Source organism: Bacteroides sp. FSHCM14E1 (assembly GCF_019633785.1).
Lineage (GTDB): Bacteria > Bacteroidota > Bacteroidia > Bacteroidales > Bacteroidaceae > Bacteroides > Bacteroides hominis.
Genome location: NZ_JADKYL010000017.1, coordinates 1 through 23,238, shown reverse-complemented (window position 1 = coordinate 23,238; position 23,238 = coordinate 1). Strand labels below are relative to the sequence as shown.

Genomic DNA, 23,238 nt, shown 5'->3' with positions numbered 1-23,238 from the left:
TATTTTAAAATTTGACAATAGTTGCAGGATTACCAACATAGGTAGAATCATCTTTAGTATTACGAATGATTACACTGTTAGCTCCGACAACGGTTCTATATCCTATTCGATTTTTTTGTAATATTATAGCTCCTGTTCCTAAATAATTCTCATCATTGATTACCGTTCCACCAGAAATATGTACTTTAGGCATAAAAACATTATAATTTCCTATTTTTGAGTCGTGACCGATAGTAATAAAACCATTAAAAGAATTAAAATCTCCAATCGTTATATCACAAGTAACGCAACATCCCCAACAAAAAATATTTCCTTTCCCTAAGGACAGAGAATTTTGATCTGTAAAACGCACATCAGGAGCTATGATATTGGGAAATTCAATACATGGATTCTTTATTTTACCCACTAATTTATGAACTCCAACAGGAGAAGCAATAGCAATAATGACATCTAATGGCTCATCATACATATTTAAAGTCTCAAGTCCTCCAAGTACTTTTCCATATCCGCAAGGATAGCCTATAGGCTTTGTATCATCGAAAAAACCAATTAGATTCCATCTCGACTCACATTGATTAATAATATTAAGCATACATGAGACTTCGCGGCCAAAACCTCCGGCTCCATAAATTGCTATATTCTTCATTTCTTAATTATTTCCATTAAAAGCTTCCATCGTTGAACAAGTATCAGAACTGATTCCTTCACGTACGAAAACTTTTTTTATTGTTAAAAAGATAATTTTTAAATCAAGTGAGAAAGAACAATGGTCTACATACCAAACATCCAACTCAAACTTCTTTGTCCAAGAAATGGCATTACGTCCATTCACTTGGGCCCATCCGGTAATACCGGGACGAACTTCATGACGGCGAGCCTGTTCTTTACTATAAAGTGGTAAATACTGAGGTAACAAAGGACGTGGTCCAATTAAAGACATATCCCCTTTAAGCACATTAATCAACTGTGGAAGCTCGTCAATCGAAGTAGAACGAACAAACTTACCAACCTTCGTTAATCGTTTATCATCCGGAAGTAAGTTCCCTTCTGCATCACGTTCGTCAGTCATTGTTTTAAATTTGATGACTTTGAAAATCTTACCGCTCTTTCCCGGACGTTCCTGAGTAAAAAAAACACCGGCTCCTTTATTGGCAAAATAAAGCCAGATAGAAATGAGTAATAATATCGGCCAGATAATCATTAATGTACAAAAGACTATGATAAAATCAATCAGACGTTTTACAAAATGTACATACATAATTTTGGTTATTGGAAATGTTTCATAATAATCCTGTATGTTCTCTCTACGGTATAATTGTCCTTCAAGTAATCATACCCTTTCTCACCCATTAGCTTTAACTTTTCTCTGTCCCCGGCAACAAACTCAACCATCTCCATAAATGTTTCCAGATTTCCACTTTCCGTCCATAAACCATATCCATTCTTTTCGGCTATTGGACCAATATCCGTATTCATGTCCGTAGCCATCAGCACGGGCATTCTGTTTTCTAAATAAGATAGCAACCTGGAAGGATAATTAGGAATTGTGAAACGATTGTCCAGGAAAATCAGACCTACATCACAGGTACTCACCAAATCATCATATTCCTGCTTGGGAAGAGACGGAATTAAGCAGGAATTATGAGGAGTATTATTCCGAAACCATTGAGAAATCTTCTCATATTCAGTACCGTTACCAACCACAACAAAATAGGTATCAGTTCGTTTCTCATTAGCAGCCAATACATTCATCAGAAAATCAACTCCTTGCGGACGTCCCAAATTACCGCCATAAATAAGTAATAATTTATCCATTGGAATATTCAGCTTTTGAAGCAAACCGCCATTGTTATATCCTGATTTCTTCCCATGCAATTCAATGCTGTTGGGGCATACCTCCACTCTTTCTGCTGTTATCGAAGGATTATGCCTCAATACATATTCCACATTAGCAGGAGACATACAGCCAATATGGTAAGAGAGCTGATAAAGTCTCTCCTCCTTCTTACGGAACAGCTTATATACAAAGCTGCCTTTTGAAAACATTCCCAGGTCAACCGCATTCTGAGGGAATATGTCCTTCAACAAAAGATACGTTTTTGCTTCACATCGTCTCTTCACAGAAGAAATCACCCGGTTGAAAGTAATGGGAGGAGTGGAATACAGTATCAGATCAAACTTTATATTTTTCCAGTATTTACGTATTGCACGCTGATACTGATATTCTAATAGCAAGGTCCCAAGACCTTTCTCTATAAGATTAGTCTTCTGAATATTTAGAGTTCTCACACTCAAGATCTTAGCTCCTTCACTTTCTTTTATTCCTGTGGGTAGATGAAAACGGCGTTCAGCAGGAACCACAATATGTATCTGATGACCATGGCGGATAAATTCACGCATCAGGTCCGTGTAGATACCTCTTTCGGAAATATCAGAAATAGGATGCAAAGTAAGAAACAGAATATTCATCCTTCCAAATCAATATTTTCTCCAAACCATCTTATCCACTACCCCGGTGTAGCTCTGAATCAGTTTCACAACCTTAACCGAAACATTCTCATCCGTATAGTCAGGGACAGGGATACCCAAAGCTCCGCCACGATTCATCTCCACCGCCACATCAACAGCCTGCAACACCTGTCCCGTTGTAATACCGGCCAAAATAAAGTTACCCTTGTCCAAAGCCTCGGGACGCTCCGTACTCGTACGGATACAAACAGCAGGGAAAGGATAACCGATTGAAAGGAAATAGCTGCTCTCTTCAGGCAGGGTGCCCGAATCTGAAACTACAGCAAAAGCATTCATCTGAAGATGGTTATAATCATGAAAGCCCAAAGGTTGGTGCTGGATCACCCGCTCGTCAAATGTAAAACCACGTTGTTCGATGAATTTCCTGGATCGCGGATGGCAAGAATAGAGAATAGGCATATCATATTTTTTTGCCATATCATTAACCGCATTCATCAGATTGAAGAAATTCTTCTCCGTATCGATATTCTCTTCACGATGGGCGGACAGAAGAATATATTTTCCTTTTTCCAGTTTTAGTTTTTCCAAAATATCACTCCCCTTGATCTGTTCCAGATTGTTATGCAGAACTTCAGCCATGGGTGAACCGATCACATAAGTACGTTCCTTAGGAGTACCCGCAGCATTCAGGTAACGGCGGGCATGCTCGGAGTAGCAAAGGTTCACGTCAGCAGTCACATCGACAATCCTCCGGTTCGTCTCTTCAGGAAGGCATTCATCAAAACAGCGGTTACCCGCTTCCATATGAAAGATAGGGATATGAAGACGCTTGGCACCAATAACGGAAAGGCAGGAATTGGTATCACCTAGTACGAGAACCGCATCAGGACGCATCTCTGCCATAAGTTGGTAAGACTTCGCGATAATATTGCCGATAGTCTCACCAAGGTCCTTTCCTACAGCATTCAGGTAGTAGTCAGGTTCACGAAGCCCCAGGTCTTCAAAGAACACCTGATTCAGGGAGTAATCATAATTCTGACCTGTATGTACCAGTACCTGATCGAAATATTGGTCACAACGTTTGATGATGGCAGACAAGCGGATAATCTCCGGACGGGTGCCTATGATAGTCATTAATTTAAGCTTGCTCATTTCAGTTTATAGTTTTCATGGTTATCACAAGGGTCAAAGTAAGTATCACCGTCAGAAGGGTCATACCATTCATTGATCCAGAACTGGGTATAGAGTTCTTCATCCCCGATATTGGTGATGTTATGGGTATACCAGACGGGCATATCCACATAACAAGGCTCACTGCCATCCAGATAGAAGTTCAGGATTTCATCCGTACCTATCTTACGCAACTGAATACGGGCTTTTCCGCGGATAACGGTAAAACGTTCGATCTTGCGGGTATGATAATGATTGCCGCGTGTGATACCGGGAACCGTAGTGGAAAAAGAGACTTGTCCGCCAATACCCAATTTTACTGTTTCCACAAACATGCCGCGTGGGTCTTCGTGTTTTACCAGCTTACGGGGATAGACGGAAACAAAGTCAATATAACCGCAGAAAGTATTGAAAAGATTCACTTCATTCTTATCTTTTAGGACAGGAATGATACCCTGATCAAAATAGAGGAATTTAAAATTTTCCAATAAACCTAATATCGTAGTTACCTTCTTCTCAAAGTCATAAGGAACTGAATCACGTTCAATCACCGGAACAGCATTTAAAGCGGCTTCGCGTATCTTCCCAATGATATGTTTACAGAGATTACCCACATAGATAAGATTCACCACACTGTCCTGAAGGACCTTAGGAGTTTCCCCATGAGTCAATTTATAGCAGAAAGTAGCGATGAAAGAGTTATAGTTGGGACGGCCAAAAGGACCGTACACATTGGGAACGACCATACCGGTAAAACTGGCATGGTTCCGTCCCGCCCACTCTTCAAGCAGCCTACGTCCTTCTCGTTTGGAACGTCCGTATTCATTGTCGCGTTCCTCCTGCGTAGAAGAAGAGAATAGCACATGTGGAGTTACCTTCTCAGCTTCCATGGCGGATATCAACCGGCTTACCAGGCAGATGTTCGTATCATAAAGCACCCGGGCATCCGGGTGGCGGTTCATAGCGGCCAGATGCACGATAACATCACATTCACGCACAAAAGAACGCAATTTTTCCTCGCTCTGAAAATAGGGGTCTTCAAAGGGGATACGCAGGAATTCATCAGGGAACAGGCCGAGCTCATTGTAGAGATGGGTACCCACAAAGCCGGGCTGGCCCGTTATGCCAACTCGTATCATAAAATCATTAAGTTTTTTAAGAATGAGAAAGAATTAGAGATGAAGGTCTTCGCGGATAAAGGAAAGCTTCAGAAGAAGTTGCTTCATGTTTTCCACATCCAGACGGTGGGTGTTATGGGAGTGGTAGTCTTCTATACGGGAGACTTCCTCACTACCTTCCACAAAGAATTTGTCATAGTTCAGGTCGCGGGTATCACAGGGGATACGGTAGTAATCACCCATATCGATGGCCTTGGACATCTCTTCACGGGTCACCAGCGTTTCATACAGCTTCTCTCCGTGACGGGTACCGATGACCCTGATATCAGCAGTACTATGATACAACTCTTTCAGCGCATCAGCCAAGACATCCAGTGTAGCGGCAGGAGCTTTCTGGACAAAAAGGTCACCGTTATGGCCGTGTTGAAAGGCATACAGTACTAAGTCTACGGCATCATCGAGAGTCATCATGAAACGGGTCATGTTGGGGTCCGTTATAGTAATAGGATTGTTTCCCTTCATTTGTTCCACCCATAAAGGGATCACAGAACCACGGCTGGCCATTACATTACCATAACGGGTACAACAGATGGTAGTAGCACCATCCTTTCCCAATTGACGCCCTTTGGCAATGGCGACTTTTTCCATCATGGCTTTGCTGATGCCCATGGCGTTGATGGGATAAGCGGCTTTATCTGTGGAAAGGACCACGACATTCTTTACACCATGTTCAATGGCCGAATCAAGGACATTCTCTGTACCAAGGACATTGGTACGAACAGCCTGCGTGGGAAAGAATTCGCATGAGGGAACTTGCTTCAAGGCAGCGGCATGGAAGATATAATCCACACCGGTCATTGCACCATCAACGGAGCGTTTGTCACGCACATCCCCGATGTAAAACTTTACTTTGGGATTCTGCAAGTGATGACGCATGTCATCCTGCTTTTTCTCATCTCTGGAAAATATGCGAATTTCCTTGATATCAGAATCAAGAAAACGACGTAATATAGCATTACCAAAGGAACCCGTTCCACCAGTAATTAATAAAATTTTGTCTTGAAATATAGACATAGTTATTTGTAAATAGATATTTTAGAAAGTTCCTTTAATGCTTTTATTTTTCTGTTCATTCATAGCATAAGCGTTGACGTGAATCGCCAATTCAATTTGAGCTCTATCATAATCTTCTGGAATACCAATATCAATGAAGTAGCCCTTCAAAGCAACCCCATAAAGACAACCGATTTCACAACATTTCTCTTGCATGATGGCAGTCTCAAAGGAGAAAAACTGTGGTTGGCCTTCAAAGAGACTATCTTCTTTGGCGAGTACATACACACCACCATTAATTTCACCTTCTTTACATGGTTGCTTTTCTGTAAATTTTAAGACACGTCCATCAATTCTTGTAACTACAGTACCATATCGTTCAAAGTTCTTCATTAGTTTTAACGCAATGGTAATCTTTGCTTCTGGATGGTTCTTATGAACTGCTATAAGTGTATTGAGATCTACGTCGAAGAAAGTATCTCCATTCAAAACGATAACTTTTTCATCTTTAACTAATGACATCGCAAGTTTGATACCACCACCAGTACCCAGAGGCTCCTTCTCCACAGAATAATCAAAGCTGAAAGGGAATTCATCTTGCACTGTATCAATCCATTTGTAAATTGCCTCACGTAAGTATCCCACAGATAATATAACACGGTCAACATCATAACGAGTCAAGTATTTAAGCAAATACCAAAGAAATGGCTTTCCTGAAACTGGAGCCATACACTTAGGAACTTCGCTAACAACTGAACGCAAGCGAGTTCCAAGACCACCTGCAAGAATTATCACTTCCATATTTTAATTATCAAATGTTTCAGATTAATAATCTCAGTAACTAAATACTGTCCCGTAATGATACGTCCTTTCTTGGCGAATAAACCTGAGGAGCATAATAGAGTACTTGAGCACCTCCTGTTTCAAACTTAAATGGGACAATCATCAGCTTATTCATTGCATTGACAAGTGCAGACTGTTTCTCTTTCTCGCAATAGAACAAGAAGAAGCCACCACCACCAGCACCAAGAAGTTTTCCCCCCAAGGCACCAGCTTTGATAGCTATATCATATAGCTCATCTATATTTCCATTACTTACCTTCGCACCTGTTCCCCTCTTTAATTTCCAAGTGGTGTCGAGCAGTTTACCGAACTCACTGAGTGAAGTGTTCTCGTCACAAAGGATTTTTTCTGCTTCATCAACCAACTGCAGCATATCAAGCAACTGTTGTGTCTTATCAACAGGCTTTGCAAATGTGTCAGCCTGAATCTCTGATGAGAGCCGCTGGATACCTGTATAGAACAATAAAAGATTTTCATCAAGTTCATACTTACGTTCAGGTGAAATGACAATAGGACGAACTGTAAAATCTCCATCCTTGAAGTCTATACGGTTCAAACCACCATAAGCAGCAGCTACCTGATCCTGCCAACCTCCGTGTTCCTGAAGGACATCACGCTCAACATGGATTGCCTCTTGAGCCAATTGCCGATAGCTTATCCTCCTCCCTTTCAAGGCACAGAAAGCATTGAGCATACCTACGGCAAAGGTTGAGCTTGTACCCAAACCTGTACGAGCCGGGAGATCTCCTTCATAAGTCAACCGAATTTCGTGAATATCGTGTAAACGCATACACTCACGAATAAGTGGATGCTCTATATCCTCAATGTTGTTTACACGCTCGAAACGATTGTACACAAGCTCCGAAATATATGGATGGAATGGAGGCATGTGACGTACATTCACATAGCAATATTTATCAAAGGTTGTGCTGATAACAGCACCACCATGTTCATTAAAAAAAGTAGGTATGTCCGTACCTCCTCCAAAGAAAGACATACGAAATGGAGTCTTTGTAATTATCATATTTACCAGATTTTATCCAAAGAATTTTTCCTCAAGCATGAGACAGAGACAATGATATACGGGAAGATGCAGTTCTTGAATTTTATAGGTTTCAGTCTCCGGTACTCGTATGCAGACATCAGCAAATTTCATTAGCTTACTCTCCTTTGAACCAGTCAAACCAATAATTTTCAGACCTCGAGCCTTGGCTGTAATGGCAGCATAAAGAATATTCGCAGAATTACCACTAGTAGAAATACCAAGGAAACAGTCATCTTGCATTCCATAACCGTTTACCTGCTGAGCGAACACAAGCACAGGCTCATTATCGTTCATAAAAGCAGTAGAAAGCGAAGAATGTGCAGTGAGCGTGATTGCAGGAAGAGCACCCTGTAAATGTTCAGCTAGTATTGCACCCATCTCAGAATCTATGTTTTTGATAGCCTCAACTTGAGCAGCATACAGCTTGCGTTTCAACTTGAACTCCTTCATCAGTTCCCCCACAATATGTTCCGAATCAGACGCACTACCTCCATTACCACAAACCAACAATTTGCCTCCTTTTGTGTAAGCGTCTTCCAAAATATCATAAGCCTTGATAATATCCTCCTTGCATGTAATGAGTTTGGGATAGCGGTCGATAAGCGTATCGACATGTTTCATCAGTTTGTTGTCCATAATCTTGGCGTTTTCACATTTATACAGTTTGAAATGCATGTTAAGTTTAGACCTCAACCCAATAATATTTATTGCCCTCACGTTTTAGAGAATCAATCTTAATTCCTTTGATTTTGCAATTCTTTGCAAATTCCATGTCCACATCACCATCACCTACCATTAGTGTCTTTGCAGGATCTACATCAGGATAGTCGCGAATAATGTCATCAAACATTCCTCTTCCTGGTTTTCTACGAGAATCTTCTTCAGTAAGTGCAGTACAATAATAGATACCATCTATACGTCCACCGACTTCCTCAATCTCCTCAATCATATGTTTATGAATATCGGCAAGGTCTTCTTCAGTATATTGACCTTTACCGATTCCGCGTTGATTAGTAACTATAAAGATGTGGATGAAGTGTTTTGCAAATTTGGGCATCACATCCAATACTCCAGGGATAAATTCAAACTCCTTCCATTTTCGCACATAATCTCCTATAATGTGAATATTGAGAGTCCCGTCTCTATCCAAAAGAAGTGTTTCAAAACCTTTAAACTCGATTTCAGTTAATTTCATAAATTATTTCAACACTGCGCCTACAGTACTCTTGAAGTTATTAACTCTGCAAGTATTATCAAAAGTGGAATATACTCGCTCATGCATTTTATTGATATCCTCAACTGTAATCGACATAATTCTTTCATAAATATCAGTTTCAACGGTATCTATCGAGTAATCAAACTTAGTTATATCTACCAAAACTCCATCTTTGCATATAACATCAGCTAAACCTCCACGACCAGAATGAATTGCAATACAGTCTGCGGCAACAGCTTCTAAGGCTGCAAGGCCAAAGCCTTCATATTGTGATAACTGAAAATAATATCGGCATCTTTTCAGCTTATCAATCTTATAATCTTCACTAACTTCACCCGTAATGATTACATTATCAGTCAACTCCAATTTCTTCACAAGCGTCTCAACGTATGGTGTACCTTTGCCTTTTCTTCCCATTATATAATATTTAGAATTCTTAAACTCTGGAAATTGCAATAGGACTTTAAAATAGTACAATGAGATATCAACCCCCTTCCTTTTCAAATTACTCTCTGCCCCCATCCAACAAATTGTAGCAAAATCATTAGATTTATTCAAAAAGGAACAGGAATAACGGGATAATTCTATAGCTTGCGGAGAATAACATAAGTTTCTATGGTCTTTAATCAAGCTTATTTTATTAATGTTTGCTATGTCTGATTTCGACTCAATCAGGCACCAATCCGCAATCAAACGGGATAATTTAAATAAAACAACTTGAATTAAATAGGTTTTCGTAGAAACAAGGCTCTTCTCCATGGCATCAATACCTCCTGTAAAAAAAACCTTCTTACCTCTAATTTTTGCAATATAAGAAGGTAGTACGCTTTTGCGATAAAAAAAACTAAAAATCGCATCATAGTCGCGTGTCCACGCATCCATTATATTGTTCGTAAGAACTACATTATAGCCAATTTGCTTCAAAACATCCACTGTGTTTACATAAAACTTCTGAGTATCAAATAGAGACATATCATCTACTGATGAATAAAATAATATAGTCTTCATCCTCTTTTAAAAACCAAAATATAAAATGCTTTTACAAACAAAGTGCAATACTTTTTTGTCTTAAAGAAATGTATCAATCTTGACTTACAACTATTAGGTTTTACCATTTGTAAAAACTCACATACAGATGAATTCATATTACAATTTCTGCTGCTTTGCTGAGAATGTACCCTGTAAAAAAACTTAGCTGCATCCATATAAATGAAACTTACATTATCATCAAATACCATATGATAAAATAGACCATAGTCGTCAGAACCTTTATTAGATAGCACGGGAAAACCTCCGTTTCTTGTATATGCGTCTTTCGAGATAATAACCTGACCAGGTGAGTAAGCAATATTATTAAGCATAAGTGGCCATAATTCTTTTACAGTTCTACTTTTCACATAGAGGCATTTCAATATATAGGTATAAGCTTTCCTTATTTGACCGGTTTTCTGCATAAAAAAGTAAGGTTTAAAAAGGTACATATCAAATTCAGACACATAAGTTATTAGTTCTGTATAATAATTCTCAGATATGTAATCGTCCTGATCGATAAAATGCAAGTACTTGCTTTGTGCAAGAGAAGCACCTATGTTTCTGCTAAAAGCTTGTCCCCTATTCTCAATATTTTCCTCATAAACAACGTATTTCTGTAATCTGTGTTTTTTACAAATATCAAGCACCAATTTTCTAGAAATTCTCTTTCTGTCATCATTTACTATTATTAACTCAAAATTATCACCAAGACAAGGAATAGCTATAAATAGTGATTCAAGGAGCTCTTCGAAATATTGTAAATTCTTGTTTTGGGTAAGTCCGTAAATAGGGACTATGCAACTAATAGACTTTATCATAATATTAGTAAGCGTCCAAAACATGGTATGCACCTTTCAGGCGAGTGCCAGTAGGCACCCGTCACTTGTCTTGGACATTAAGTTTTAATTTGTTTTCACTAATTGGTTAGACTGATTGTCATCGGTAGCAGGTTTTCATAATCCGTTCGACCCTTCTGGATCTCCGTCATGTTTGCAGAAGAAAGATCGGAAGCTGATTCCCGTCTGCTTGCAGGTTTCAATAAAGGTATTATAAACTGCCGATCGTAAAGTTCCTTTCGTACTACAGAAGAACAGACTGCTTTTTCTCTGAACAGTCAAAGGATGTATCGCCCGTTCGGCAGCAAGATTATCTATCGTATACTCACCGTCTTTGCGATAAGCAAAAAGCTGATTCCAAAACTTATGGAGATAATTCAAAGCCGTTCGCATTAAATCACTCATACCCTCTTCAGGTAATGCAAGCAAATCATAAAGTTCACTCCGCAAAGCATTAACGATCCCATTCGTATAAGTATCGTTGCACTTTTCCTTAGTCTTACTTGCCGTCAAATTAGACCTTCGGTAGTCATCCTCACGTTTATAAAGCTTGGCCATTTGCTCCAAAAAGAAACGGGCTTTCTCACAGCCCTGATTTATAGAATTATTCGAAATTTCTTTGGGTTCACCCTCAATCTTGTAAAGAAACCATAACTTTTCAAAATCACTGCTACTATACATAAAATTATTGTTTAAGTGTGCAGTAAAGGTAAAGATCAAATCTAAACTGGTCAAGACGTCAGTTTTGGACGCTTACACAATATTAAAATGTAAAAAAAGTATCAAATACAGCTTCTATAAATGTATTCTGATATGGATTTATAAAATACCAATCTGGTCTAAATTGAAGTACTACGAACATTTGCAGAAAAGACCCCGTTAATATTATTTTTTTATATAGCCTTGCATTTTTTCGGTTTTTCATATTCTTTAAGAGATTAGGTATATAGATAATTTCCATAATAGAAAACATTATAACAAATCGAGTTATCATCATTATATTAATAGCCATAATAGACATTATCACTGCTAGAATTATACACCAAATGTAATATTTTTCGTGCCCTTCTATATATTCTATTTTTTTAGGTATTTGTCTTAATGCAAAAACTGCAAAAACAAAATTGACAAAAAAAAGTAAATAATTGGCAATGGCAGATTGATAAAATTCGCCAAAACCATTATCATAACTTGCATAGCGTGCATTCACCAATATAAGTAGTGAAAATAAAGAGTTAAAAGCAAATGATGCACCAATAAATGGCAGTGATATTAATACAATCTTTGTTATTGAAAGTCTAAATGGGTAAATGAAATAAATTAAAAAAAAGAAATATGCCGAGAAATGAAATAGAGAAGCAAAGAAAACCACCAAAGAAAATTTCAAGAATTTTCTGTTTACGACATAATCTGTAGCCATTAACAATATCGATAAAGCCATACTAAACCGCATCAAATTCATTCCACCAAAGAAGAAAAGCAGTGTTATATATAGTAAGATGCTCATACAAGGATCTTTTGATTTTCTATACACAAAAACGACTACAGGCAGATTAATTATAATAGAACTTACCAAAAGTAATATTTGCGGATCTTTACTAATATAAGATAGACAATGACAAAACAAATAAAAACCGACTTCGTGTTGATATGTCATCACGATGCTTTCGAAGTTCAGATTACTTAGCTCTATGAATAAGTCGCAATAATATCTAGTATCAGAGCCCTCTTTATCTATTACTCTAAATCCAGATATAAACACTAATTCCCAGAATGCAATTGTTAGGTATTTTTTCTTATTTTGAATAGCCTTTCCTTGCAACCACAACAAAAATAAAAGTATTATAAAATATATACTCATTAGAGTTAATGTAAATTATATTTATTACACATCATATATGCATGTATTTTTGTAGCATAAATTATAACAATCATAAAACCAATCCCAAAAGTTTCCGCTCCTTGACAAGTTTAGATCACACTCAGTTTTGCCGTAAGTGTCCAAAACATGGCATTCACCTTTCAGGCGAGTGCCAGTAGGCACCCGTCACTTGTCTTGGACATTAAGTTTTAATTTGTTTTCACTAATTGATTAGACTGATCGTCATCGGTAGCAGGTTCTCATAATCTGTTCGCCCCTTCCGGATCTCCGGCATGTACTTGTAGAAGAAAAATCGGAAGCTGATTCCCGCCTGCTTGCAGGTTTCAACAAAGGTATTATAAACTGCCGATCGTAAAGTTCCTTTCGTACTACAGAAGAACAGACTGCTTTTTCTCTGAACAGTCAAGGGGCATATCGCCCGTTCGGCAGCAAAAACCACTGCTACTGTACATAAAATTATTGTTTAAGTGTGCAGCAAAGGTAAAGATCAAATCGAAACTGGTCAAGATGTCAGTTTTGGACGCTTACAAATCAATTCCTAATGTATGTGTAAAAATACTATTAATACAATTTAAAGTAAGTTCTATTGTATTATAGTTCACAATTATAGCAGAAACATCCATATAAACAGACAATTAATTTATTATTACCTTAGGATACCAATTCAAAATCCTTCGGATTAAAGGACGAAAGCATCTAAGAAGATATGTAAACCTATAACATAAAGGGATACGGCATGGCAAAGCAGGCTTCAAGTTAGAATACAATTCTGCATATTGAGATTTCCTGTTCAAGCCTTCTATTAACTCTACTGTAGTTTTACGGGCTTGTGTTCCAATTCTTTTTCTTAAATCTTCATCTTTACCTAATAAAGTTGCATATTTTACTATTTCATCATATGTCTCAGCTATAAACCCATTTTCTCCATGTATAAAACGTTCTTTAGGAGCTTCTGAACCATAATAAACTACAGGTTTATTCATTAACATAGCTACCCCCAAATTAGCATCTATTGAAGCGTGGCTATCCACAGGTATCTGATAAAGACAAACATCAAAAGTCGCACAAACCTTTAACCATTCTTCATAAGGTAATAAATCATATATAATAATATCACTTCTGCCTTTTGCTTTTCGACGAACCCAATTATCACCCTTAGGAATACCAACTATACAAAATATTTTATTGGAAATGGAGATTCGGTCAAAAATATCAATCATATTTAATGGACATTTGGGCAAAGAAGTCCCTCTGCCGAAAATTATAGGTCCGTTTTCATTTCTCTTGAATGAAATTCCAGATGTTTGCTCACAAAGTCCAGGATCCCCACTAAAATATATTTGTTTTCTTCTTTCCTGGGGTATAAATCTAATAATCGAATCATTATATGAAGCTTTGTCTATCAAGACAATATAGGACGAGTGTTGAATTTCAAAAGGACTTAAAAGCAAACTTTTGAATGAAGGGCGTTGACAGACGGTAGTCAACACAGGGATTTGCAATGACATCTGTATTGCAGATCTTATTACACGATAAAAAATATCCGAATTTCGAGCTTTAAAGTAATGTATACAACTAAATGACTTCTTTCTTAAATAATCCGTAATAGAATTGACTTCATCAAATTGTCTGATATGTAAATCTATATCTGAACTTACTTTCCACCTACAGAGAATATCATAATCATCAATAAAGGTACTATTCCTAATAAATTCATTCAATGCACTGGATGCTCCATCACCAATTTTATAATATGAGATTAAAAAAAGTACTTTCATCTGATTTCGCATAATAAAAAGTGTCCTATTCAAAGTACATAGTATCAGCTATTCTACTAATATCATCCTTAGACAAAGAATAATATAGCGGTAGACAAAGAATTCTCCTTGATATATCTTCAGATATGGGCATTTCTGTATAAGGAAGCTGTTTCATGAACGTATTGACAGATGGATAAAAATATCTTCTCGGAAAAATACCATTCTGATTCAGCCTATGCTCTACGGATAATAATATTTCTTCTGTAGGAAAGATCACTGGAAAATAGCTATAGTTACAATCCTGATTAATCCGTTGGAATTTTAACTCCGAATAACGAGAGAGCAACTCTTTATATAGAAAATACTTTTCTTTCCGGTCATCTAAAGCTGACTGCAAAAGTTTTAGATTAGCAATACCAATGGCCGCATGGACTTCGGTCATCTTCCCATTTGTTCCATCATCAATGACTTCTTTTCCATCATCAAAACCAAAGAAGCGAAGTCTCTTCAACTTCTCATGCAACCCGTCGTCCACAGCAAAGCAAGCTCCACCTTCCGCTGTATTCAACATTTTCGTAGCATGAAAACTTGTTGTAGAAATATCTCCATACTCAAAAATTGATCTACCATTATAATTCACACCAACGGCATGTGCCGCATCATAAATTACCTTTAGGTCATTACGTCGTGCTATTTCCTCTATCTTCTCAATATCACATGGATTGCCAAATACATGTACCGGTAATATAGCACAAGTATGTTCGGTTATCTTTTCTTCTATTTTATCCGGGTCAATATTTAAAGTCTCCGGATCAATATCTACAAAAACTGGGGTACACCCTTCCCACATAATGGAACTAATGGTTGCAATAAATGTAAAAGGAGTAGTGATAACTTCCCCCTTCAGCCCTAATGCTTTAATTGCCATCTGTATAGCTATAGTGCCATTTGTGACTGTCACTACATTTTTAAGATTCAGAAATTCTGCAACTTCTTTCTCAAAACGTTGTACCAGCGGACCGTTATGAGTCATAACACCACGTTCCCAAACTCCTTCCAACAATGCATTGACATCACTCAACGAAGCTAATGTGGGCATTGTAACATAAATATTATTATTCTTCATGGCAATACTGTTTTATTTGACATAAATAGTAAGACTGAGCTAAATTCTGAGCATATTCCTGTTCATATTCTCGTTTATCAAGACATTGGGCAACATATTTCAACATATTATCGAAATGATCGTCTTTAGGTAAATTAAACTCTTCTTTATACCCTTGTTTTTCCAGAATTATAATGGGGTTAAGATCCATAGGAGCGGTAAATGCCCGAGTTACAATAAGTTTGCCTGTACTACCCCATATTTCATAATTACATTGATAATAATTATCAAAACCAAAAGCAAGCTCCGCTACAATTCCATCATTACAATGGAAATAAGCTCCTCCCCAAATATCGACTTCAGCACCAAAAGGTCTAAACAGAGATGCGGCCCTTAAACTGAAGGTATATTCAGGCAATATTACTTGCATAGCCTTCACTGTATATGCACCCGCATCCAATAGCGCCCCACCACCCAATTTTCGAGAATATCGTATATTACTGGAATCAGCAAAAGGAGGAAAACCAAAAGAGCTCCTAAAACATCTAATATCACCGATCTCATTCCGTTGTAAACAATCGCGCACCCATTGATGCTGTGAATGAAAACGAAACTGAAAATTTTCAATCAATAATAATCCATTTTTACGAGCGATCTGTACCAACTCCTCTACCTCTCCATAATCAGCGGCTAAAGATTTCTCACTTATTACATGTTTATGCCGATGTAGCGCTTTCATTACCCACTCGTAATGTAGCCCGGTTGGAAGCGGAATATATACTAAATCAATATTAGGATCCTCCAAAAGCTCTTCATAACCTCCATATGCCTTACAGCTATATTGCCCTGCCAGTTCCTTTGCTTTGTCAAGTTGCCGACTGGCTACAGCCAATATCTGAAAGCGGTCTGCTTTAAGAAATGCCGGAAGTAAAGAACGAATTGCTATATTTGCACATCCCAATACTCCCACTTTATATATATTTTCCATGCCTTTAATTATGTAAATAGTTCAGAGCAGCAATCAAACTTCTGGATTGGATATTGAAATAATTATTAAAACGAAGGAATTGATAAATTTGTCCTAAAGTCATCCAAGTGTAATGCTTCGGGAGATCCAAAGAGAACGAATCATCAGCCTCAACTAACAAATTACGATTTTGTTCTTTATAAAAACGTCCTCCTTCTTCTGATTGCAATGTATCGTAGACGATTTGCTCTTTAGAAACATTCAATACATAATCAAGAAAAGGTGGTCGGACTAATTGAGGATTATTAATATCTCCAGTCAAACATTGAACAGTAGGTGCTAACTCCAATACATCAAAATTTCCACATTCCAGTTTTGCCTGTATCAGAAAATGATAAACTCCATCTATTTTTTTTAAAATGAAAGCACAAATTCCCCGCTGCATAGGTTGTATCAAAGGCTGACACCAAGAAGAGACTTCGCGATTGGATATGGTGACTTTAACCCCAATCACTCTAAAAAATTTATTATCTTTTCTCGATATTTCGTCAGGCAATATTTGCCAATCATTCATTTTCGATAAAGGATAAGGGTGAACCCACAAATCATATTTTGATTTTAAAGATGAAAGCCAAGACAGATGTTCCTCCATGGAATAGTAGCAATGATTGGTTACAGAAGAAAGTATCATACCCTTACCTAAAGAAGACATGCACTCAATATCATCAGTAGGGGACAAAAAATCACTAACTTTCAACCCTGATAACACAGTACGTGTATCCATATTCACCATATTATCATAACGCATCAACTCCTTTATTTGTCCCAATGTCATCCAACGGAAATCTTCATGTAACTCAACGTCACTTTCTACTTTAATAATAATATTTCGATTCCTTTTTCTCAAGAACCGGGCTCCTTGCTCTGATTGTAACTGATCCAGTATTATCTGCTTGGGAGTGGCATTTACAAAATAGTCTAAATAGTTAGGCTTTAAACCTTTATGAATCTGAAGATAATTACTTTTAGTAGCTTGTAAAGTGGGTGATATCTGCACACAATTTACATTTCCCGGCTCTATCTTAGCTTGCATCAAAAAATAAAGTATCCCATTAAATTCTTTTGTGAGAATACCTAAATAACCTATTTCCGGTTGATTAATAATCGGTTGGGTCCATTTTCTTATATCTCCATAATCTGTTTCTACTTGAATACCCTCAATTGAAAAGAAACGTCCGGATACATGCTTCAATGTTCCATTCTCATCTGTTTCCCAACCTTCCAACGAAGAAAAAGGAATCGAGTCAACTTGAACTTTTACAGTTTTATTGCGAGAATCAATCCAATTTTTTATCTCTTCTATTGAATTTATCGTGTGACGAACCGTCAACAAAGATTTAATTATCATAAGTGCTTATGAGTTCTTTCTTATTATAGATAGTATGATTCGACGTATTTCTTTATACTCCTCCAACCGCATTCTTTCATAAGCCACGATGGCTAACAGAATCCCAACAGATACCTGAAGTAATAAAGTCACCCAATAATTAAAATGTAAGAAAGTGATTCCCCACATTAATAATGCCACAAGGGAAGAAACAAGAAAACAAGGAAATATATCTTTAACCTGTTTTACAGTAGAATAATCTATTAATCTTCCAGAATAGTAACTATTTAAAATATAAGATACTAATGAAATGCAAACAGCACCCCATAACATATAGTTGATACCCCAGAATATTCCGATCATAATTGGGATAACAGCAATTATTTTTTTTACAATTTCCAATTTTAGAAATAAACCGGAATAGCCTCTTACCTGTAAAATATTTAAATTTATAGCATGCAATGGATAAAGCATCTCTGAAAAACATATAATCTGTAAAAACGGAACAGCCATCAACCACTTTTCTCCGATCAGAATAACAATCAATGGTTTTGCTATGGCTGCAAGACCAAACATCAAGGCAAATGTTATTAACATAGTAACCTTTATTATTTTGCGATAAGCATCCCGTAGCCGTTCCGGCTCTTCTTGAATAGAACTAAGTACCGGATAGCTAACTCGCTGGACCACAGAAGTTAAATTACTAGAGAATATTGTAGAAAACTGTTCTGCACGCGTATATTGCCCTAATTGAGTTGCACTGTAGTAACGACCGATCACTATATAATATACATTCTTATAAAAAACATCGATAAGCCCTGATAATAGCAGTTTAGAACCAAAACCAAATAAGTCTTTAAAACTCTTATATGAAAATTCCCATAATGGTCGCCATTTCCCATAAATCCATAAAAGGACTGAGTTAAAAAAATGACGGGATAACTGTTGCCCCACCAAACTCCAAACTCCACAATGATATAGAGCCATTGTAATGCCAACGCCACCACTTACAAGAGAAGCTATCAATGAGACTTTTGTCTGTGTTTTAAAATCAATATTTCTAACCAACACGGTACGTTGTATGATAGAACAAGAATTTATGATCAAAACCAGTCCTAAAACCCTGATAACAGGTATAAGCAACGATTCCGAGAAAAAGCGACTAATAGCCGGTGCACATATCCAAAGAAGAATATAAAGACAGATGGAAATAACTATATTAAAGTAAAACACAGTATTATAATCAGTATCCTTAACATCTATCTTGCGAATTAGAGCGCTCGAAAAGCCACTGTCAATAATAGAATTTGATATCGCTATAAAGATAGCAATCATAGCCATGACACCATATTCCTCCGGTGAGAGTATACGAGCCAAAATCAAACCTACAAGAAAGGATACTCCCGAACCTGAAATATTATCAGCGAAACTCCACCATACCCCTTTGATAGTTTTATCTTTTAGTGTTCCCGACACGATGCTACTATCCTTTGTACATCATTTTATAATACTCTTCGTACTCTCCAGTCGTAATAGCATCCATCCACTCTTGGTTATCCAGATACCAACGAACCGTTCGTTCTATTCCTTCCTCAAACTGTAAATTAGGCTCCCACCCCAATTCTTCTTTCAATTTTGTAGAATCAATAGCATAACGCAAATCATGTCCGGCACGATCCGCAACATAAGTGATCAGATGTTCACTGATTCCTTCTGCATTGCCTAACAAACGATCGACAGTTTTTATAATTACTTTTATCAAATCAATATTCTTCCATTCATTAAAGCCACCAATATTATAAGTATCAGCAATCTTTCCTTTATGAAAAATCAGATCAATGGCACGGGCATGATCTTCTACATATAGCCAGTCACGCACATTCTCCCCCTTACCATACACGGGTAATGGTTTGCCTTGTCGAATGTTGTTAATGAAAAGTGGAATCAATTTTTCCGGGAATTGATAAGGCCCATAATTATTCGAACAATTTGTCACAATGGTTGGCATACCATAAGTATCATGGTAAGCCCGAACAAAATGATCACTACTTGCTTTACTAGCTGAATAAGGACTATGTGGATCATATTTAGTAGATTCCGTAAAATATGTACCATCAGACCTCAATGCACCGTATACCTCATCGGTAGAAATATGATAAAAACGCTTTCCATCATACTTCTCCGGACACTCCTCCCACATTAGCCTGGCTGCCTGTAATAGGCAAAGAGTACCCATTACATTAGTACGAGCAAAGATAAGCGGATCTTTAATGGAGCGATCTACATGACTTTCGGCCGCCAAATGAATAATTCCGTCAATTTTATATTCAGAAAAAATATCTATCAGTTTATCAAAATCACAAATATCAGCTTTGATAAAAGTATAGTTAGATGCACTTTCCACATCATGCAGATTAGCAAGATTACCAGCATAAGTTAGTTTATCTAAATTGATAATACGATATTCTGGATACTTATTTATAAAAAGCCGAACAACATGAGAACCAATAAATCCGGCACCACCAGTAATAAGGATATTGCGTTTAAATGCCATATTAATAAAGTTTATCATGATAATCAAATAACCAATCAGTATCTTTTAAAGCTGAATGACAAGAATCTTTCTCTGATAAAACGACTTTCTCCATTGGTATTTTCCAGTCAATACCTAAATCAGGATCATTCCAAGCAATAGCTCCTTCACACTGAGGAGCATAAAGATTATCACATTTATACTGAAAAACCACTTCTTCACTTAAGACAGAAAAACCATGAGCAAAGCCACGAGGAATAAAAAGCTGACGATGATTATCTTCAGTAAGTTCTACAGATACATGCTTGCCAAAAAAAGGAGAATTTCTACGTATGTCTACCGCTACATCAAGAACAGCGCCTTTCACAACCCGAACCAATTTACTTTGTGCAAAAGGTGGTTTCTGAAAATGCAGACCACGAATCACTCCATAACTCGACTTAGATTCATTATCCTGGACAAACATCGTTTTACAAACTTTCTCTACAAATATATCTTGATTAAAAGATTCAAAGAAATGACCGCGTTCATCACTAAACAAACGAGGTTCAATAATCATAACACCTTTTATATCAGTTTCTATTATATTCATTATTAGTCTGCAGCTAATTCATCAATTACTTTCAAAAGGTACTGCCCATATTGGTTTTTCAACATAGGCTGAGCCAATTTCTTCATTTTATCAGAATTAATCCACCCCTGACGAAATGCAATGCCTTCCAGACATGCTATTTTCAACCCTTGACGTTTTTCAATCACTTCGATAAAGGTACTTGCTTCACTCAAAGAGTCGTGCGTACCTGTATCCAGCCAAGCAAAACCACGTCCCAGAGTCTGCACCTTCAACTCTTTATCATTGAGAAAATGTTGATTGACAGTTGTTATTTCCAATTCACCCCGGGCAGAAGGTTTTATGTTCTTAGCAACTTTCACAACCTTATTAGGATAAAAATAAAGTCCAACAACGGCATAATTGCTTTTAGGCACTTTTGGCTTTTCTTCAATGGAAAGACAATTACCTCTTTTATCAAACTCCGCAACCCCATAACGCTCCGGATCATTCACCCAATAACCAAACACAGTGGCTTTTTGCTTTTCATCAGCAACACGGACTGCCTCTTTTAACATAGCCGAAAAGCCATTACCATGAAAAATATTATCACCTAAGACTAAACATACTGAATCATCACCAATAAATTTCTCACCAATAATAAAAGCTTGTGCTAAACCATCAGGAGAAGGTTGTTCCGCATATTCAAATCGCACTCCATAATCAGAACCGTCACCCAGCAAACGTTGAAAGCCGGGTAAATCGTATGGAGTGGAGATAATCAAGATCTCACGAATCCCTGCCAACATGAGTACAGAGATAGGATAATAGATCATCGGCTTATCAAATATCGGAAGCAACTGCTTACTGACTCCTTTGGTGATCGGATATAAGCGAGTGCCCGAACCACCGGCCAAGACAATACCTTTCATCAATATACTTATTAAAATTAAATTACTAGATCGAAATCATTCCACCTCACTCCAAGGATACGGATTCTCTTGCACATCCTTCAGGCGTTCTACCACCTCACGCTCCTCTTCTGACAACTCCCTGTCCTGCCACGTATCAATGATGACCTGAGCTTCCCGAGCCAATTCCTCGTCAAAAACCTCTCCGTAACAATAAACTAACAGTTGGACTTTCAACAGGGAGGCAGGCAGATGTTCCAATACATCCCAGCAACGATCCAGAATATGCTGAATGCGTTCCTCCTTGTCACCGTTATTATAGAGAGTCGCATTATATCCCATCAGGAGCGACAGACACAACCGGGCCTCTTCTTCATCACTATCACCATGCTTGTCGTACAAGGCATTAGCCTGAGAAAAAACATCACGATTCAGACGGGTGAATTGATCACTGTAGATCGGCCGACCGTCCATGCCCAGATAGCAAAGTTCATGAGCAGAAGCATAAAGAGCGGAGATTTCTGATTCTAAATAGTTCATATCTTGTTATGTTATTTTTCAGTGACAGGTTCGACCAATGAAGGATGGACAAAGGTGGTGGCGACAGCCATAACCCCTTCGATGGTGACTACGACACGACGGTCATTGCGGACACGGACAAACTCGCCCTCCACCCCCTCGAAAAGCCCCCCGGTGATACGCACACGGGTACCCTTGCGGATGTTCAACTCAGAAGGTTCGAAATAAAGCAGGGATTCATCATAATTCGAAGAGACCGCCATGAAATTACGCATTTGAGAATCAGGAACGATGATGGGACGATGGTATTCACGGTCCATAATGTAACGGATAGGAAGCGTGGTGCCCTTGCTCTCTTTGATGGCATCGATACAACTACGCGAGGAACGGACAAAAACCAGATTATGAACCGCAGGAACAAGCTTACGAACCCGACGCTCGTTTTTAATGGTATATTCGTAGTGCATGGGGATGAAATTCTCTATCCCCTCCGAATTGAGGTACTCCTGCAAGGCCAGTTCACGCCCGTAAGTGATACGCAAGGCATACCAGTGCAAAGCGGAAGAAGACAGGAGGGATTGAGAACGCTCCATCGAAGATTCGATAGATGCGGATGTTGTCATGTCGTTCACGTCAGGATGTTCTTTGGGGACACCGGAGTAGCGAAGCATACCTCCCGGTCAAGTTATGTAATGCGGATTTTAATGAAAAATTCAGTGCATCCATGTTATTTAATGACCCTCCACTATCACAGAAGGAGAGGCAGAAAATAGTTATTTATTATAATAGCCTTTAAACGAGGGTATTGAAAACAAAAAGTGTTTCAATAGACGTTCGTTTAA

Annotated in this window: 24 protein-coding genes; all 24 read right to left on the bottom strand. The window is 37.8% G+C overall.

Annotated elements, in window-relative coordinates; translation table 11 throughout:
- Window positions 1-4 precede the first annotated feature (4 nt).
- Window positions 5-646 (bottom strand): acetyltransferase, encoded by a 642-nt coding sequence (locus ISX59_RS19270; RefSeq protein ID WP_220576178.1) that lies wholly within the window; start codon window positions 644-646, stop codon window positions 5-7.
- A 3-nt stretch (window positions 647-649) separates the two neighbouring features.
- Window positions 650-1,258 carry a sugar transferase gene (locus ISX59_RS19265; protein WP_188521344.1) on the bottom strand — a complete coding sequence of 203 codons (609 nt, stop codon included), beginning with the start codon at window positions 1,256-1,258 and terminating at the stop codon, window positions 650-652.
- A gap of 8 nt (window positions 1,259-1,266) precedes the next feature.
- Window positions 1,267-2,469: a glycosyltransferase family 4 protein gene (locus tag ISX59_RS19260; protein ID WP_188521345.1), complete on the bottom strand. Its 1,203-nt coding sequence runs from the start codon at window positions 2,467-2,469 to the stop codon at window positions 1,267-1,269.
- Between the two features lie 9 nt (window positions 2,470-2,478).
- On the bottom strand, window positions 2,479-3,621 hold the full coding sequence (locus tag ISX59_RS19255; protein WP_188521346.1) for a UDP-N-acetyl glucosamine 2-epimerase: 1,143 nt from the start codon (window positions 3,619-3,621) through the stop codon (window positions 2,479-2,481).
- Window positions 3,618-4,778 carry an NAD-dependent epimerase/dehydratase family protein gene (locus tag ISX59_RS19250; RefSeq protein ID WP_188521347.1) on the bottom strand — a complete coding sequence of 387 codons (1,161 nt, stop codon included), beginning with the start codon at window positions 4,776-4,778 and terminating at the stop codon, window positions 3,618-3,620. The genes ISX59_RS19255 and ISX59_RS19250 overlap by 4 nt, the downstream gene beginning before the upstream one ends.
- A 33-nt stretch (window positions 4,779-4,811) precedes the next feature.
- Entirely contained in the window at window positions 4,812-5,831 is a 1,020-nt protein-coding gene (locus ISX59_RS19245; protein ID WP_220576177.1) for a polysaccharide biosynthesis protein, read from the bottom strand.
- 21 nt (window positions 5,832-5,852) lie between these two features.
- Window positions 5,853-6,611: a nucleotidyltransferase family protein gene (locus ISX59_RS19240; RefSeq protein ID WP_188521349.1), complete on the bottom strand. Its 759-nt coding sequence runs from the start codon at window positions 6,609-6,611 to the stop codon at window positions 5,853-5,855.
- A 40-nt stretch (window positions 6,612-6,651) separates the two neighbouring features.
- On the bottom strand, window positions 6,652-7,677 hold the full coding sequence (locus ISX59_RS19235) for a kinase (protein ID WP_188521350.1): 1,026 nt from the start codon (window positions 7,675-7,677) through the stop codon (window positions 6,652-6,654).
- Between the two features lie 12 nt (window positions 7,678-7,689).
- Window positions 7,690-8,334: an SIS domain-containing protein gene (locus ISX59_RS19230; RefSeq protein WP_188521351.1), complete on the bottom strand. Its 645-nt coding sequence runs from the start codon at window positions 8,332-8,334 to the stop codon at window positions 7,690-7,692.
- A gap of 46 nt (window positions 8,335-8,380) precedes the next feature.
- Entirely contained in the window at window positions 8,381-8,893 is a 513-nt protein-coding gene (locus ISX59_RS19225) for an HAD-IIIA family hydrolase (protein WP_188521352.1), read from the bottom strand.
- 3 nt (window positions 8,894-8,896) lie between these two features.
- The gene (locus tag ISX59_RS19220) at window positions 8,897-9,922 is read right to left on the bottom strand and encodes a glycosyltransferase (protein ID WP_188521353.1); all 1,026 of its coding nucleotides are present in this window, start codon (window positions 9,920-9,922) and stop codon (window positions 8,897-8,899) included.
- Entirely contained in the window at window positions 9,919-10,764 is an 846-nt protein-coding gene (locus ISX59_RS19215) for a glycosyltransferase family A protein (protein WP_188521354.1), read from the bottom strand. Before ISX59_RS19215 ends, ISX59_RS19220 begins: the two co-directional genes overlap by 4 nt.
- Window positions 10,765-10,899: 135 nt before the next feature.
- Window positions 10,900-11,463, bottom strand: coding sequence for a transposase (locus ISX59_RS19210; RefSeq protein WP_255580242.1), 564 nt, complete (start codon window positions 11,461-11,463; stop codon window positions 10,900-10,902).
- An 82-nt stretch (window positions 11,464-11,545) separates the two neighbouring features.
- Entirely contained in the window at window positions 11,546-12,643 is a 1,098-nt protein-coding gene (locus tag ISX59_RS19205; protein WP_188521355.1) for an EpsG family protein, read from the bottom strand.
- A gap of 656 nt (window positions 12,644-13,299) precedes the next feature.
- Window positions 13,300-14,442 carry a glycosyltransferase gene (locus ISX59_RS19200; RefSeq protein ID WP_220576176.1) on the bottom strand — a complete coding sequence of 381 codons (1,143 nt, stop codon included), beginning with the start codon at window positions 14,440-14,442 and terminating at the stop codon, window positions 13,300-13,302.
- 25 nt (window positions 14,443-14,467) lie between these two features.
- Window positions 14,468-15,550 (bottom strand): DegT/DnrJ/EryC1/StrS aminotransferase family protein, encoded by a 1,083-nt coding sequence (locus ISX59_RS19195; RefSeq protein WP_220576175.1) that lies wholly within the window; start codon window positions 15,548-15,550, stop codon window positions 14,468-14,470.
- Window positions 15,540-16,517: a Gfo/Idh/MocA family protein gene (locus ISX59_RS19190; protein WP_220576174.1), complete on the bottom strand. Its 978-nt coding sequence runs from the start codon at window positions 16,515-16,517 to the stop codon at window positions 15,540-15,542. Before ISX59_RS19190 ends, ISX59_RS19195 begins: the two co-directional genes overlap by 11 nt.
- Before the next feature lie 4 nt (window positions 16,518-16,521).
- The gene (locus ISX59_RS19185) at window positions 16,522-17,904 is read right to left on the bottom strand and encodes an NDP-hexose 2,3-dehydratase family protein (RefSeq protein WP_193684008.1); all 1,383 of its coding nucleotides are present in this window, start codon (window positions 17,902-17,904) and stop codon (window positions 16,522-16,524) included.
- A 6-nt stretch (window positions 17,905-17,910) separates the two neighbouring features.
- Window positions 17,911-19,359 (bottom strand): lipopolysaccharide biosynthesis protein, encoded by a 1,449-nt coding sequence (locus tag ISX59_RS19180; protein ID WP_220576173.1) that lies wholly within the window; start codon window positions 19,357-19,359, stop codon window positions 17,911-17,913.
- Window positions 19,360-19,366: 7 nt separating this feature from the next.
- A complete protein-coding gene (rfbB, locus tag ISX59_RS19175; RefSeq protein WP_220576172.1) occupies window positions 19,367-20,437 on the bottom strand; it encodes a dTDP-glucose 4,6-dehydratase in 1,071 nt (356 codons plus the stop codon).
- Window position 20,438: 1 nt separating this feature from the next.
- A complete protein-coding gene (gene rfbC, locus ISX59_RS19170) occupies window positions 20,439-21,008 on the bottom strand; it encodes a dTDP-4-dehydrorhamnose 3,5-epimerase (protein ID WP_220576171.1) in 570 nt (189 codons plus the stop codon).
- Between the two features lie 2 nt (window positions 21,009-21,010).
- Window positions 21,011-21,898, bottom strand: coding sequence for a glucose-1-phosphate thymidylyltransferase RfbA (rfbA, locus tag ISX59_RS19165; RefSeq protein WP_193684640.1), 888 nt, complete (start codon window positions 21,896-21,898; stop codon window positions 21,011-21,013).
- A gap of 36 nt (window positions 21,899-21,934) precedes the next feature.
- Window positions 21,935-22,417 carry a UpxZ family transcription anti-terminator antagonist gene (locus ISX59_RS19160; RefSeq protein WP_220576170.1) on the bottom strand — a complete coding sequence of 161 codons (483 nt, stop codon included), beginning with the start codon at window positions 22,415-22,417 and terminating at the stop codon, window positions 21,935-21,937.
- Between the two features lie 11 nt (window positions 22,418-22,428).
- Window positions 22,429-22,989, bottom strand: coding sequence for a capsular polysaccharide transcription antiterminator UpfY (gene upfY / locus ISX59_RS19155; protein ID WP_220576206.1), 561 nt, complete (start codon window positions 22,987-22,989; stop codon window positions 22,429-22,431).
- Window positions 22,990-23,238 lie beyond the last annotated feature (249 nt).

Coding starts and splice junctions, on each gene's coding strand:
- rfbA (WP_193684640.1), bottom strand. CDS start 21,898: ATGAAAGGTATTGTCTTGGCCGGTGGTTCGGGCACTCGCTTATATCCG.
- ISX59_RS19240 (WP_188521349.1), bottom strand. CDS start 6,611: ATGGAAGTGATAATTCTTGCAGGTGGTCTTGGAACTCGCTTGCGTTCA.
- ISX59_RS19255 (WP_188521346.1), bottom strand. CDS start 3,621: ATGAGCAAGCTTAAATTAATGACTATCATAGGCACCCGTCCGGAGATT.
- rfbB (WP_220576172.1), bottom strand. CDS start 20,437: ATGGCATTTAAACGCAATATCCTTATTACTGGTGGTGCCGGATTTATT.
- ISX59_RS19265 (WP_188521344.1), bottom strand. CDS start 1,258: ATGTATGTACATTTTGTAAAACGTCTGATTGATTTTATCATAGTCTTT.
- ISX59_RS19220 (WP_188521353.1), bottom strand. CDS start 9,922: ATGAAGACTATATTATTTTATTCATCAGTAGATGATATGTCTCTATTT.
- upfY (WP_220576206.1), bottom strand. CDS start 22,989: ATGGAGCGTTCTCAATCCCTCCTGTCTTCTTCCGCTTTGCACTGGTAT.
- rfbC (WP_220576171.1), bottom strand. CDS start 21,008: ATGAATATAATAGAAACTGATATAAAAGGTGTTATGATTATTGAACCT.
- ISX59_RS19205 (WP_188521355.1), bottom strand. CDS start 12,643: ATGAGTATATATTTTATAATACTTTTATTTTTGTTGTGGTTGCAAGGA.
- ISX59_RS19190 (WP_220576174.1), bottom strand. CDS start 16,517: ATGGAAAATATATATAAAGTGGGAGTATTGGGATGTGCAAATATAGCA.
- ISX59_RS19225 (WP_188521352.1), bottom strand. CDS start 8,893: ATGAAATTAACTGAAATCGAGTTTAAAGGTTTTGAAACACTTCTTTTG.
- ISX59_RS19230 (WP_188521351.1), bottom strand. CDS start 8,334: ATGGACAACAAACTGATGAAACATGTCGATACGCTTATCGACCGCTAT.
- ISX59_RS19245 (WP_220576177.1), bottom strand. CDS start 5,831: ATGTCTATATTTCAAGACAAAATTTTATTAATTACTGGTGGAACGGGT.
- ISX59_RS19215 (WP_188521354.1), bottom strand. CDS start 10,764: ATGATAAAGTCTATTAGTTGCATAGTCCCTATTTACGGACTTACCCAA.
- ISX59_RS19210 (WP_255580242.1), bottom strand. CDS start 11,463: ATGTATAGTAGCAGTGATTTTGAAAAGTTATGGTTTCTTTACAAGATT.
- ISX59_RS19185 (WP_193684008.1), bottom strand. CDS start 17,904: ATGATAATTAAATCTTTGTTGACGGTTCGTCACACGATAAATTCAATA.
- ISX59_RS19235 (WP_188521350.1), bottom strand. CDS start 7,677: ATGATAATTACAAAGACTCCATTTCGTATGTCTTTCTTTGGAGGAGGT.
- ISX59_RS19270 (WP_220576178.1), bottom strand. CDS start 646: ATGAAGAATATAGCAATTTATGGAGCCGGAGGTTTTGGCCGCGAAGTC.
- ISX59_RS19260 (WP_188521345.1), bottom strand. CDS start 2,469: ATGAATATTCTGTTTCTTACTTTGCATCCTATTTCTGATATTTCCGAA.
- ISX59_RS19200 (WP_220576176.1), bottom strand. CDS start 14,442: ATGAAAGTACTTTTTTTAATCTCATATTATAAAATTGGTGATGGAGCA.
- ISX59_RS19250 (WP_188521347.1), bottom strand. CDS start 4,778: ATGATACGAGTTGGCATAACGGGCCAGCCCGGCTTTGTGGGTACCCAT.
- ISX59_RS19160 (WP_220576170.1), bottom strand. CDS start 22,417: ATGAACTATTTAGAATCAGAAATCTCCGCTCTTTATGCTTCTGCTCAT.
- ISX59_RS19195 (WP_220576175.1), bottom strand. CDS start 15,550: ATGAAGAATAATAATATTTATGTTACAATGCCCACATTAGCTTCGTTG.